11 protein-coding genes are annotated in these 12,854 nt (G+C 60.8%); 2 read left to right on the plus strand and 9 right to left on the minus strand.

The annotated features are described in order from the left end of the window. Positions 1–9: 9 nt before the first annotated feature. From LGH82_RS09205 to LGH82_RS09240, 8 genes are all read right to left on the minus strand, one after another. Positions 10–2,322 (minus strand): cation:proton antiporter, encoded by a 2,313-nt coding sequence (locus LGH82_RS09205; protein WP_227348208.1) that lies wholly within the window; start codon positions 2,320–2,322, stop codon positions 10–12. Positions 2,323–2,481: 159 nt separating this feature from the next. Next, positions 2,482–3,285, minus strand: coding sequence for an agmatinase (speB, locus tag LGH82_RS09210; protein WP_227348209.1), 804 nt, complete (start codon positions 3,283–3,285; stop codon positions 2,482–2,484). Positions 3,286–3,393: 108 nt separating this feature from the next. Continuing rightward, a complete protein-coding gene (locus LGH82_RS09215; RefSeq protein WP_227348210.1) occupies positions 3,394–5,502 on the minus strand; it encodes a molybdopterin-dependent oxidoreductase in 2,109 nt (702 codons plus the stop codon). Between the two features lie 233 nt (positions 5,503–5,735). Then, a complete protein-coding gene (locus tag LGH82_RS09220; RefSeq protein ID WP_227348211.1) occupies positions 5,736–7,613 on the minus strand; it encodes an ABC-F family ATP-binding cassette domain-containing protein in 1,878 nt (625 codons plus the stop codon). A gap of 116 nt (positions 7,614–7,729) precedes the next feature. Next, entirely contained in the window at positions 7,730–8,179 is a 450-nt protein-coding gene (locus tag LGH82_RS09225; protein ID WP_227348212.1) for a MucR family transcriptional regulator, read from the minus strand. Positions 8,180–8,343: 164 nt separating this feature from the next. Next, on the minus strand, positions 8,344–8,547 hold the full coding sequence (locus LGH82_RS09230; protein WP_227348213.1) for a hypothetical protein: 204 nt from the start codon (positions 8,545–8,547) through the stop codon (positions 8,344–8,346). Next, complete coding sequence (locus LGH82_RS09235) at positions 8,540–9,475, minus strand: DMT family transporter (protein WP_227348214.1); 936 nt, start codon at positions 9,473–9,475, stop codon at positions 8,540–8,542. The genes LGH82_RS09230 and LGH82_RS09235 overlap by 8 nt, the downstream gene beginning before the upstream one ends. A gap of 66 nt (positions 9,476–9,541) precedes the next feature. Then, positions 9,542–10,375: a hypothetical protein gene (locus LGH82_RS09240; RefSeq protein WP_227348215.1), complete on the minus strand. Its 834-nt coding sequence runs from the start codon at positions 10,373–10,375 to the stop codon at positions 9,542–9,544. A gap of 113 nt (positions 10,376–10,488) precedes the next feature. On the opposite strand from LGH82_RS09240, the gene LGH82_RS09245 reads away from it, so the two are divergent. Both LGH82_RS09245 and LGH82_RS09250 read left to right on the plus strand, forming a co-directional pair. Beyond that, the gene (locus LGH82_RS09245) at positions 10,489–11,430 is read left to right on the plus strand and encodes a LysR substrate-binding domain-containing protein (protein ID WP_227348216.1); all 942 of its coding nucleotides are present in this window, start codon (positions 10,489–10,491) and stop codon (positions 11,428–11,430) included. Between the two features lie 97 nt (positions 11,431–11,527). Continuing rightward, positions 11,528–12,124, plus strand: coding sequence for a GNAT family N-acetyltransferase (locus LGH82_RS09250; RefSeq protein WP_227348217.1), 597 nt, complete (start codon positions 11,528–11,530; stop codon positions 12,122–12,124). Between the two features lie 176 nt (positions 12,125–12,300). On the opposite strand, the gene LGH82_RS09255 is transcribed toward LGH82_RS09250, so the two are convergent. Beyond that, on the minus strand, positions 12,301–12,813 hold the full coding sequence (locus tag LGH82_RS09255) for a DinB family protein (RefSeq protein WP_227348218.1): 513 nt from the start codon (positions 12,811–12,813) through the stop codon (positions 12,301–12,303). Between the last annotated feature and the right edge of the window lie 41 nt (positions 12,814–12,854).

Consider the following 12,854-nt stretch of genomic DNA (forward strand, 5'->3'; position numbering starts at 1 on the left):
ACTCCCAACTTATGCGGCCACGGGCTCGACACCGGCATCGGCCCGCTTGATGCGCTCGCTGGCCAGGAGCACGATCGGGCAATTGCATGACGCCACAACGGCTGTCGCCGTATCACCGAAAAACAGCTCTTCGCCTGGTCGTTGAGTGACGCCCATGACGATCATGGCGGCATTTTTTGAGGCCTCCCTGACAATCGCCTTGTCGGGATTGGTACGTGTGCGAATTGCAGTGTCGACGGGAACGCCATAGCGGTCGGCCAAATCGGCTATGTCCTTGAGAACGGCCTCTTCGCGGCGATGCGAAACAGAGGTCGACCTTCCGCCTCCGGCAGCGCCTTGCGAGACATATAGAACCTTGACCCTTGCCTGATGGGAGCGCGCCAGCGCCAGCGCGAAATCGGCGGCACGGCGCGACACTTCCGTGCCATTGACCGGAACGAGAATGCTGGTTCCCGCGCTCAGCGTCGGCATCTTGGTCGCGCCGCTGGCTCCGTTCAGAACCAGGCAAAGCGGTCCGTCAAAACCTTCGGTGATCTCATTGAGTGCTTTCGTGAACGACCTCTTTTCTGTCAGGACATCCTCAAGGCCTATCAGCAGCATGCCATAGCCCTTGCGTGCTTCCTGAGCGATGGTCTCGCGCGTCGCCTGGGATTCGGTGCGTGCCGTCAGATGCACCTTTTCCACAAGCGTGTCTTCGGTCTGCTTGACCGCCCTGGCGCTCTTTTCCGCCCCTTTCTTGATTTCCTTCAGCGTGCCGTCCGGCACCCTCGCATCTTCGGGCCTTGCGAGGTGACCATCCCTCAGCCGCAGCAAGGTGGTGGGCATGCCGCTGCCACCGCCAACCAGCCCCGCGAGGTAGGCGGTGAACTTGCCGATCCGGCTGTCGTCGACCAGCACAAGCAACCGCTCCAGTTTCGAGACGAAGCCACGTTCGTCCAATGTCTCGCGTTCGACGCGCTGCTTTTCGGCGTGCCCAACCGGCAAGCGGCCCAGCGCCCAGCGCAACATAGGCGGCATGGCCAGTGTGGTGAGCACCGCCATGGTGACGATCATGGTGAAGAGGTTGTGCGAGAGAATGTTCATCGACAGGCCGATGCTGGCGACGATGACCTCGGTCGAGCCGCGCGCGTTCATCGCGCTGCCCACAGCGGTGGCCTCCTTGATCGACATTCCGGCAAGCTTGCCGCCGATGAACGCGCCGCCGAACTTGCCGACACTGGCAATGACGACAAGACACACCGTGAGCATGGCCAGCGTCGGGTTGGCAAGCACGGTCAGGTCGGCCGAGAGCCCGGCCATGCCAAAGAAGATCGGCATGAACAGCGCGGTGATGACGCCGCGAAGCTGCTCCTCGATATGGCCTGAAAGAATGGGCGACTCGCCGACCAGTATGCCCGCGACGAAGGCGCCGAGTACGGTGTGCACACCGATCAGATTGGTGATCAGCGCCATCACCCCCATGATGACGATTATCATGGTGATAACAGCATATTCGCCGCGGAACGTGTCATTGGTCCAGCGGATCAAGGTGAAGACAAGACGCCGGCCGATGGTGAAGGCGAACACCATGAACAGAGCGACCTCCGCAACCGTCGTTAGCAGAGGCACCAATTGCACTTGGCCGTTGGTGGCAATGCCGAAGGTAATGGCGATGATCAGCCAGCCGATCGTGTCCTCGATGATCGCCGAGGAGATGATGACCTGGCCGAGGTTGCGGCGCATGAAGTTCATCTCACGCACCACCATGGCGACGATCTTGACCGACGAGATGGAAAGCGCGGTGCCGAGGAACAGCCCGGCGACAACGCGTTGCGTCGGGTCGGGCAGCAAACTGTCGGGAAGGAACTGCGCCAGCGCGAAGCCGCAGACAAAGGGCACGACGACGCCGGTGATCGAGATGGAAAAACAGGCGGCGCCAACCCTGCGCACCAGGCGCAAATCCGTTTCCATGCCGGTCAGCAGAAGCAGCATGAGGATACCCAGTTGCGAGACCGCATCCATCATACTCTTCTGCGCGGGGTCGCCCGGGAAGATCAGATGCTGCGCGGATGGCCACAGCCAGCCGAAAAGCGACGGGCCAAGCAGGATACCGCCGATCAGCTGACCCATGATCGCGGGCTGTCCGTAACGCTGTAGGACTTCGCCCAAGCCACGCCCCACGACCAGCAGAAGGACGATCTGGGCGACAAAAATCCCTTCTCCCGAGCCACCCATGCCCGACGTATGGCCGGTCTCGGCTCCCCAGGCGCCGGTTGCAAACGCGGCGACCAATGCCCCCAGCAGAAGCGGGGCGAAGGATCGGGTCGACGTATGGGAAATCATCAAGCCCTCACCGCACAATGCGCGTGTCGCAGTAACGCGCGACGCGCCGTTGCGTTGCGGTTCCAGATGCGTATCGAGGAAAGAGTTTGGCTGATCACTCCCAATCGCGAGGGCTGCAATCAGGCAGCGTAATCAGCGTGACGATGTTGACGGGCACCGTCAGTGGCTAGCGGTCTTCACCATCACCCCGGCAATCTCCTTGAACAATTTTGCCGCGACAATCGCGGTCAGGTTGGAGATGTCGCAGCGAGGATTATATTCAACGATATCAGCGACCACGATGGGCTGGCTGATGGTCTGAATCAAATTGATCACCTGGCGGGTCGACAGGCCGCCGGGTTCCCGGTGCGACACGCCGGGCGCAAAGGCGGGGTCGAGACCGTCGAGGTCCATCGAGATGTAGACGGGCGTCGTGATGTCTAGCCGCAAGGTCTCGCTGAAATGGCTGGCCTCGATCACCTCGACGCCGAACCGCTTGAACTGGTCGCGATGGTGATCGTTGACGGTGCGCAGTCCCACTTGAATCAGACGATCAGCGAGCCGCTCCTCCATGATCCGGGCAAACGGCGAGGTATGGGAGCGCGGGTTGCCCTGATAGGCGTGATAGATATCGGGGTGGGCGTCGATATGCAGGATCGTCAGGCTGGGGTGACGCCGGCGCACGGCACGCAGGATCGGATAGGAGATGGCATGGTCGCCGCCGAGACAGATCAGCGGATCGCCCGGCTCCATGGCATGCCCAACCTCACGTTCGATCAGGTCCCATGGATCGCCGGCGCCGAACTCGATATCGCCATGATCGACCAGCCTGCCGACGGCGCCAAGGTCAATGCCGGTTTCACTCCACATGCTGTACGCGTCGGAGTGCAGTTCCCAGCGGATATGGGCAGGCGCTTCAGCGGCACCTTTCATGAAGGAGGAATTGTCGTCGTGGGGAACTCCCAGAATGGAGATCTTGGCCATGGTCAGCGTCCCCCTTGCAGTACTTGATATCTCTCACGCCGAGCGCGGTGTTGCGGGAGCCACTTCAATGGCCAGCAGCGCGATTCCGCTTAGCCATTGAACCAGTGCTCATCGCGCCGCGCGCAGCCAGACCTTGTTGTCGTGGAAGGCGGCGCCGCCATAGGGCGCCGGTGCGTCCGCGCCGGTCAAGACATTGATGCCCTCGCCGCGCTCATGAGCGCTGTTTGGCCAGATGCCTTCGGCGATCACGACGCCACGCTTGATGCCGTTGAACAGCTTTGCATGCAGCACCACTTCGCCGCGCGTGTTGCCGATCTCGACGCGGTCGCCGTCCGCCAGACCGTGGGCCGCTGCATCGTCGGGATGCAGCAGGAGCTCAGGACGACCTTCCTTGGCCTTCGACACCGGCGTTTCCAAAAAGGTCGAATTTAGGAAATTGCGCGCCGGCGATGTCGTCAGCCGGAACGGATGCTTCTCATCCGCTACCTCGATCAGGTCGACATGGTCGGGGAATTCCGGCAGTCGCTCGACCGGGCCGAACAGGCCCATGCTCTTCGGTGGCCGGTTTGGTGCCGCCTGCCCGCTCCAGTCGGCTCGGAAACGGAATTTTCCATCCGCATGGCCAAAGCCCTTGATGAAGTGTGCCGCCTCGAAATCCGGCTGCAGGTCGATCCACTTGTCTTCCTTCAGGCTGTCGAAGCTGCCCAGCCCGCGCTTGCCCAGGATAATGTCGATATGCTGCTGCTCGCTCAGTCCGAACCCCGGACGGTCGGCGACGCCGAGTCGTCCAGCCAGTTCCTCGATGACGAAATGGTTGGTCCGCGGCCCTTCCGGCGGCTCGATCAGCTTGGGTCCCAGCGTGATGTGCTGGTTGCCGCCGCCCTTGTAGATATCGTCGTGTTCAAGAAACATCGTCGCCGGCAACACGACATCGGCGAGTTTTGCGGTGTCGGTCATGAACTGCTCGTGCACGCAGGTGAACAGGTCGTCACGCAGGAAACCCTGCTTAACCAACCGCTGTTCCGGAGCGACATTCGCCGGATTGGTGTTCTGGATCAGCATCGCCGTCACCGGCGGCCCGCCGAAAAGCGCATCCGCGGCACCCGTCAGCACCGGGCCGGTACGCGACTGGTCGAGATAGCGGATACTGGGATCGCGCATCTTCGAGCCTTCCAGCACATCCTGGTTGAGCTTGAAGATGCCGGAATTGGAGTGGAAAGCGCCGCCGCCTTCATATTGCCAGGCGCCGGTAACAGCGGCTATAGAGGCGGCCGCGTGCATGTTGACCGAGCCGTTGCGCTGGCGCGCGAAGCCATAGCCGAGGCGGAAATAGGTTTTCTTCGTCGTGCCGACGAGGCGGGCGAAGGCCTCGATCTCCGCGACCGTCAAACCGGTGATGCAAGCCGCCCACTCCGGCGTGCGGGTGAGCAGATGCGCTTCGAGCCCCTTCGGGTCGTCCGTGTATTTTTCGAGATAGGCGCGGTCGGCCATGCCTTCCCTGAACAGCACATGCATGACGGCACAAGCCAGCGCACCATCCGTGCCCGGCTTCAGCACAAGGCCGAGGTCGGCCTGCTTCATGGTCGCGTTTTCATAGACGTCGATGACGACGATCTTGGCGCCGCGCTCCTTGCGCGCCTTGATGGCGTGGGTCATCACATTGACCTGGGTGACGACGGCATTGGTGCCCCAGATCACCACGCAGTCCGATTTCGCCATCTCGCGCGGGTCGGGACCGCGCAGCGCGCCGGCGCCCATCATCCAACCGGTCCAGGCGAGATTGGTGCAGATCGATCCGAAGAAACCCGAATATTTCTTGGCGTGGCGCAGCCGGTCTATGCCATCACGCTGCACGAGCCCCATCGTGCCGGCATAGTAGTACGGCCACACCGTCTCCGAGCCGTATTTCTCTTCAGCCGCGACGAACTTTTCGGCAACAAGGTCGAGCGCGGCTTCCCAGCTTGCTTCCTTCCACAAGCCGTCACCCTTGGCGCCGGCCCGCACCAGCGGCTTCAGCAGCCGGTCGGGGTGATGGACGCGGTCGGCGTAACGGGCAACCTTGGCGCAGATGACACCAGCCGTATACGTATTGGCCTTGGCGCCATGGACGCGGCCGATGCGGTTGCCATCAAGCAACTCGACCTCGAGCGCGCAGGTCGACGGGCAATCATGCGGACAGGCCGAATGGCCGATGCGAAGCTTGGCGTGCTGGTTCATGGGAGCATGTCTAGCGGGTTTCAAAGGGCGCGTGTAGGACCAGATGATTAGCCAATCTCCCCACTTGCGGGGGAGTTGTCCGGTAGGACAGAGGGGCGCGCAAGGGATCGCGACCTATCTTTTCGTTTCCGGAAGCCGGCGGTAGGTAGTTGCAGAAAGGCTGACAGGTTGGCGGGACAGCGCCCCCCTCTGCCCTGCCGGGCATCTCCCCCACCAGGGGGAGATTACGTTCTTCACTCCGCCGTGCCTTCCTCATATTCCGCCGACATGGTCAGCCATTTTTCCTCGTGGCCCGCAAGCGTCTGCGCCAGTTGCGAACGTTCCTTGGCCAGTCGGGTCGCCGTCGACGGATCCTTTTCATAGACCGCCGGGTTGGAAAGCTCGTCCTCGATGCCATCGATGCGCTTGCGGATGCGGTCCATCAGCGCCTCGGTGGCGCGGATTTCCTTCGCTAACGGTTCGAAGGTTGCGCGGCGCGCGGCAGCATCGCGGCGGCGGTCGGCTTTTGACGCCTTATCCGCCTCGCGCTTGCCGCGGCGGTCCCCGGACACGCCGGTGACCAGCGTCTTGTAGTCTTCCAGGTCGCCATCATACGGATTGACGGCGCCATCCTTGACCAGCCACAGCCGGTCGGCGGTCGCCTCGAGCAGATGGCGGTCGTGGGAGATCAGGATCACGGCGCCGGGAAATTCGTTCAGCGCATGGATCAGCGATTCGCGGCTGTCGATGTCGAGATGGTTGGTCGGCTCGTCGAGGATGAACAGGTTCGGCCCCTCGAAGGCCGACAGGCCCATCAGGAGGCGCGCCTTCTCGCCGCCGGACAGGTCCTTGGCGGCGGTGTTCATCTTTTCCGTGGTGAGACCGAACTGGGCGACGCGGCCGCGCACCTTCGATTCCGGCGCCTCGGGCATCAGCCGGCGCACATGCTCATAGGCGTTTTCCTCCGGGCGGAGATCGTCGAGCTGGTGCTGGGCAAAGATCGCCACCTTCAGCCCGGGCGCCACCGTCATGGTGCCGCTCTCCTGCTTCAGCCGACCCGACAGCAATTTGGCGAAGGTCGACTTGCCGTTGCCGTTGGCGCCGAGCAGCGCGATGCGGTCATCGGCATCGATGCGCAACGTCATCTTCTTCAGGATCGGCTGGCCCTCGGTATAGCCGACATTGACGTTGTTCAGCGCCACGATCGGCGAGGCCACCGTCTTCACTGGCTCCGGGAAGGAGAACGGCCGCACCGCATCGTTGACGATGGCCGCGATCGGCTTCATCTTCTCCAGCGCCTTGATGCGCGACTGCGCCTGCCTTGCCTTGGAGGCCTTGGCGCGGAAGCGCTCGACGAAGGATTCCATGTGCTTGCGGGCGGCTTCCTGCTTGACGCGGCCCTTCTCCTGCAATTCCTTCTGCTCGGTATACTGCCGCTCGAACTGGTCGTAGCCGCCACGCCAGAAGGTCAGCTTCTTCTGGTCGAGATGGACGATCGAGTTGACGGCGCGGTTGAGCAGGTCGCGATCATGCGAGATCAGAAGCACTGTATGCGGGTATTTCGACACATAGTTTTCCAGCCACAGCGTGCCTTCAAGATCGAGATAGTTGGTCGGCTCGTCGAGCAACAGAAGGTCGGGCTCGGAAAACAGCACGGCGGCGAGCGCCACGCGCATGCGCCAGCCGCCGGAGAAGGACGACGCCGGGCGCCGCTGCGCCGCGTCGTCGAAGCCAAGGCCGGCAAGAATCGTGGCGGCGCGCGACTCGGCCGAATGCGCATCGATATCGGCCAAGCGCATGTGGATATCGGCGATCCGGTGCGGATCGGTCGCCGTCTTCTCTTCTTCGAGCAGCGCGGACCGTTCAAGGTCCGCCTTGAGCACGATCTCGATCAGCGGGTCCTCGGTGCCCGGCGCTTCCTGCGCCACCTGGCCGATGCGGGTGCTCTTCGGCAGGCTGATCGACCCGGTCTCGGAGGCAAAATCGCCAGTGATTGCCTTGAACAGCGTGGTCTTGCCGGTGCCGTTGCGGCCCACAAGACCAGCCTTGGTGCCGGCCGGCAAGGTCAGCGAGGCGTGGTCGAGAAGCAGGCGTCCGGCCATGCGGAGCGAAAGATCATTTATAACAAGCATGGCCGGGCTTTTGCACCGGACATCCACGCTTCGCAAGACCCGAGCCGCCAATTGACGGTATCCGGCATGAAAAGCGCGGGACCGGCGTTATGACAAACGCCTATGTCGACGCGTGATCAGGCAGTTGCCTTGCGCTTTGTCGTCTTGCCTACGACGGCAAGCGGTATTGCCGGCTTGCGGCCGAGCCCCGAAGACTTCGCCAGCGCCGACCGCGTCGCCGAGTAGTTCGCGGCCACCATCGGGTAGTCCGACGGCAAACCCCATTTGGCCCGATAGTCGTCCGGGCTCAAACCATAGGTCGTATTAAGGTGGCGCTTGAGGGATTTGAATTTCTTCCCGTCTTCCAGGCAGATGATGTAGTCTGGAAATACCGACTTCTTCGGGTTCACGGCCGGATTCAAGCTTACGCTTTCAGATACGGCAGCGCCGCTCAGTCTTCCAACCGATGCCCTGACGCTCGCAATCAGGTCCGGCAGGCCGGATACCGGAAGTGGATTGTTGCTTACATAAGCCGAAACAATATCGGCAGTGAGTTCGATGATCGTTCTTTCGTCGATATTGGACAAGTATTTTGACCTTGCTGACGAAAACGTCGCTGGCCCTGTTTAAGACTCTTCTCGACGTCTCGGTTTAACTGCGATCCCCAACTGACCACCAAGCCCCGATAGACTACCTTGACTCAGTACATGTACGTTTTCATGAAAGACTGGAGTCGGGCAAATTAGAAAATCTAATACTTGGAAACAGAGGCTCTGGCTGGTTGGGAATCCGCCAGGATCTCGAGAACACGTTTCCACCGGGCACAACGGCTGAAGTCCTTTTGCTCAATTGCTTTTTCGGCCTTCAGCGCGGCGTAGAGCGGTGCTTCCGCACCGAACTCCCTGACCAGCCAATGTGCTTCCTGTCTGGCGAGGCGTTCATTTTCGTCAAGCATGGTTTCCAGCCTCCGAACGTTCCGTACCAACCGCGACACAACTACCAATGACGAGAACCGCACCGACAGCGGCTGTCACGGTCAACCGCTCGCCGGACAGGGTCAAAAGCAGCGTCGAGGCGATCGGCGTGAGATACGCGATAACAGCAACCTTGCCGCCATCAAGCTTCATGGCACGCGACCAGAAGTAATAACCCAGGCCCATAGGGCCAGCCCCAAGATAAAGCCCCAGAAATAGATCCGGTTCAATGTGCCAGGCGACAGCATCGTTAACACACCATAAGAACGTGATGATTACGCCGATCAGGGCAGACGGCAGCAACAGGCGCTCCGGCGAGGCCGCAAGGCGCCCGACGGCAATAGAGTAGAAAGCCATGCACACCGCCGAGCCGAACGCCGAGGCATATCCGACGACATTGCCTTGGGACCATGATGGGTGGCGGCCACCCGAAATCACCAGCACCACGCCGATGAACCCGAGTGCTGTGGCAACAGCCAGCAATGCCGGGCGTCGCGCTGTCGCGAGCACGATCACCGCAGCGGCGACCATCAAGGGCCAAGTATAGGCGACGAGATTAGCTTCGATCACCGGCATCGAAGCGAAGGCGATATATTGCAAGACCATGGTGCCGACGAGGCCGATCAACCCGACCAAGATCGGGACAAGACCCGCCCTCACGCCAACCAAACCGCCGCGCAACGAGACTTTTTCCTGGCTCATTAGCCTGATTGCGCCGAAAACCAGGGCCGCGCCAACGAACTGCAGGAACTGCACCAGCGATACCGGATGACGTTCCAGCAAGGATTTTCCGACCAGGGCGTTGGTCGACCAGAGGGCGACCGCACCGGCGGCGAACGCTAGCGCGGATCCGTGGGGTGATCCATCCCGGGAGACTCGGGATGGGGCTCCATCTTTCTGTTTGGCCATGTCCTGTTGCGAAACCACGATTCCGCTTTCGCACGTAGCTGACCTTTGGTCCGCTGCCATGGCTCGCTACCATGTATCCCTTGCCGCCACCGGCACCGGCGCGTCGGCTTCCGCCGGGACATGAAGTTCCTCCTCATGACGGCGATAGGCAGGCAGCTGGTTGGTCCAGACATCGTCGGCCAGTTCGTTGACCCATTCGCGGTCGTGGTCGTTGTCAGCGGCAAGATAGAACATGCGATTGTCGTCGACATAGGGTTTGGCTACCGATCGCTGGTTGAGCACCAGGGTGACGCGCTCGCCATGCTGGATCGGCGCGGTGCGGTGCAGGACGCCGAGAAACTGGCCAAGCGTCGCGTATTCCATCTTGTGGTCGATGCGCATGACGCGGTTGCGCGGGATCTCGCGACCTGATTCCAGGATCGCCCTGCCCTTTTCGCTGTTGTCGCAGTAGATTTCGAGGTGGCCACCGATCAACTGCTCGCTGATCGAAAGCGGAACGAGTTCCGTGACCGGAACGCCGTCGCAATGCCATTCGACGGCGCCGTCCTTTGGATTCATGAACGTAACGGTCGAGCCGACGATCGACAGCGGATAAGGCTCGAGGCGAGTTCCCATCATGTCCGACAGCCGTTCCAGCCGGAGCTTGTCGTTGATGAGCTCCTTGATTTCGGGGATGTAGCGATCGGCGCCGGTTATGAAGGTCAGGTCGAGATGCTTGTGCACCGCGTGGCTGGCCTTCAGCTTCAGCGCGGCTTCCTCGATGGCGGCCAGCAGCGCCGGGTCATAACCGTGAAGATATTGCGCAACGCCGAAACTCGAAATCTTCCATGCCGTATCATGACCGATGATAGCTTCACGGCTCATCGCATAGCGCAGGTCGGGGATGGTGTGTGCGTTCATTCTACTTCTCCAGGATGTGTGGTGAGACTTGAACGACAGTCGATTATGTTAGCTACCCCTGTAAAATTAGGAATGCTGGTGCTACCCTAAGCCCAGCTTAAGGTCGAAAACCCGTGCGTCTGCTCAGTCAGGTCAACCTCAACTCATTGAAGATCGTGGAAAGTGCCGCACGGCACAGGAATTTCACGCGCGCCGGCGAAGAGCAGTTCATAACGGCCTCCGCCGTCAGCCAACGCGTCAAGAGTCTTGAAGACCAGTTGCGCTTCAAGATCTTCCTGCGCGGCGGCAATGCTGTTTCGCTGACGCCAGAGGGCGAGACCTATGTTTCACGTGTTCGCGAAGCGCTGGAACGGATCGTCGCCGCGAGCATGGAGGCGACGGGGCAGTCACAGGAGCATGTGTTGAAGATATCCGTGTTGCCAACCTTCGCCGCGCGCTGGCTGTTTCCACGCCTGCCACAGTTTCAGCAGCAGTATCCCGACATCGAGATGCGCGTTTCGACCTCTTATGCAACGCATGAGTTCGCAACTTCGGAGTATGATGTCGAAATCCGATATGGCGACGGCAGCTTTCCCGACCTGCGCTCCGAGCTGCTGTTCAAGGAAGACCTGACGCCGGTCTGCAGCCGAAAACTCTTCCATCAAGTCCTAGGCGACAAACCGGTTTCGAAGGTGACGCCGGAAGATCTGCGCCACTTCACGCTCCTGCATTCCGACACCTGCACCCATAATTGGGAATCCTGGCTTGGTTTTGCCGGCGCCAGCTTCGTGCTCAACGAAACCAAAAGCATCTATTTCGATTCATGCATGATGTCCTATGAAGCAGCCAATGCAGGAATGGGTTTTGCCGTCGCGAACCGTGCCTACATAGCCAGCGACATCCGTGCCGACCGCCTGGTGGCGCCGTTCGCGGTTCATCATCCGAACACAGCCGGTTGGTATTTCGTCTGTCCCGACAAGACGCTTGCCGCTCGCAAGGTGTTGCTTTTCAAGCAATGGATCATGGCCGAGGCGGGCCTTACACAACTCCAGCTGGATGTCGAAATCGAGGCCTGAGCCTGGGTGACCTCTGGATCGGGCGAGCATCGGGCTGATTGTCCACCGACAAGATTCAACGGATAAAGCAAGGCCTGAAGGTGGGAGCTATCGGTTGTTGGACGCCTCCGCCCAATCGGCACAACCCGTCCTGGTCGGCAAGACCATTGAGCTTAGACCGCTTCAGCAAGAACATTCACGGGGTCTTCTGGATGCGGCGGCGGATGGCGAGTTGTGGGCACTGAAGGCCACCGTTGTTCCCGGGCCCGGCACCGTCGATGAATATATAGCCACCGCGTTGGCGGGTCGGCAGACCGGCACCGTGATGCCTTACGTTGTGGTGATGCGCGATACGGGACTGGTCTGTGGGAGTACGCGGTTCTGGAAGATCGATCGCAAGAACAGAAAGCTGGAGATCGGCCATACCTGGCTTAGTGGCTCGGTCCAGCGATCAGGGGTCAACACCGAGGCGAAGTACCTTCTTTTGACCCATGCATTCGAGGTCATGGAATGTGTGCGCGTACAATTCACCACGGACGAACTCAATGACAGATCGAGAGCGACCATTCTGCGAATTGGAGCAAAGCAGGAAGGGATCGTTCGCAACGAGCGCATCATGCCCGATGGGCGCAAGCGCAACTCTGTCCGCTTCAGCATCATTGATTCCGAGTGGCCCGACGTAAAGACGATGCTGCGGCAGAAAATGAGCCGATAGTCCGTGTCGGTCGCGAAGCCCGATCAATAGCTTTCCGACAAGCCGGCGAATAATCGCGCCATGACGCAGGGGAAAGACTCAGCTAACATCAGATTTGCGGCGGACCTGATTTCCGCTTGGCCGGCGCTTTTTCCTCCCAAGCGGCGCCGGCCTTCTTCCATGACATCCCGATCAAATCAGGCGAAGGCCCTGCCTTCCTCGGTGCGTTGGAACAATGCCAGATCCAACCCAAGGCTTGGCCGGCCCAGGATGGTCAGAATGGTATGCGCCTGGCCGCGATGATGGGTCTGGTGGTTGAACAGATGGGCAAGCGCCGGCGCCTGCCGCTGCGAGACGGTGCGCATGTCGGACACGGTCATGTAGGTGAAGCGACCCAAAAGCGCCTTGTCGCTGAGCCCCCCGACCCAGTCGATGATCCGCCTGTCCTCGGCCTCGCGTGCGTCCCGCAATACGGGCAAAGCCCGGTGAAGGATCGCGTCCAGGCTGGTTGGCGCGTCACCCTCGCCGGTGAAGCGCTTCATCCAGATGCGATCGGTGGTCAGGAGATGATTGAGAGTTCCCATCATCGAACCGAAGAAGGCGCCTGTGTTGCGATTGAATTCCTCGTCGACGAGTTCGGCAGCAGCCTCGTAAATGCGGCCATTGGCCCATTGATTATAGGCCGCGAACATCATGAAGTGCTGTTTCAATCTTTTTCTCCCGGCCCCGCATTCGGCTCGGGCCTACCTAA

The organism is Mesorhizobium sp. PAMC28654 (assembly GCF_020616515.1).
Taxonomy (GTDB): Bacteria; Pseudomonadota; Alphaproteobacteria; order Rhizobiales; family Rhizobiaceae; genus Mesorhizobium.

Excerpts from the sequence above, each read along its gene's own strand:
- LGH82_RS09205 (WP_227348208.1), bottom strand. The coding sequence starts at position 2,322 with ATGATTTCCCATACGTCGACCCGATCCTTCGCCCCGCTTCTGCTGGGG.
- speB (WP_227348209.1), bottom strand. The coding sequence starts at position 3,285 with ATGGCCAAGATCTCCATTCTGGGAGTTCCCCACGACGACAATTCCTCC.
- LGH82_RS09215 (WP_227348210.1), bottom strand. The coding sequence starts at position 5,502 with ATGAACCAGCACGCCAAGCTTCGCATCGGCCATTCGGCCTGTCCGCAT.
- LGH82_RS09220 (WP_227348211.1), bottom strand. The coding sequence starts at position 7,613 with ATGCTTGTTATAAATGATCTTTCGCTCCGCATGGCCGGACGCCTGCTT.
- LGH82_RS09230 (WP_227348213.1), bottom strand. The coding sequence starts at position 8,547 with ATGCTTGACGAAAATGAACGCCTCGCCAGACAGGAAGCACATTGGCTG.
- LGH82_RS09235 (WP_227348214.1), bottom strand. The coding sequence starts at position 9,475 with ATGGCCAAACAGAAAGATGGAGCCCCATCCCGAGTCTCCCGGGATGGA.
- LGH82_RS09240 (WP_227348215.1), bottom strand. The coding sequence starts at position 10,375 with ATGAACGCACACACCATCCCCGACCTGCGCTATGCGATGAGCCGTGAA.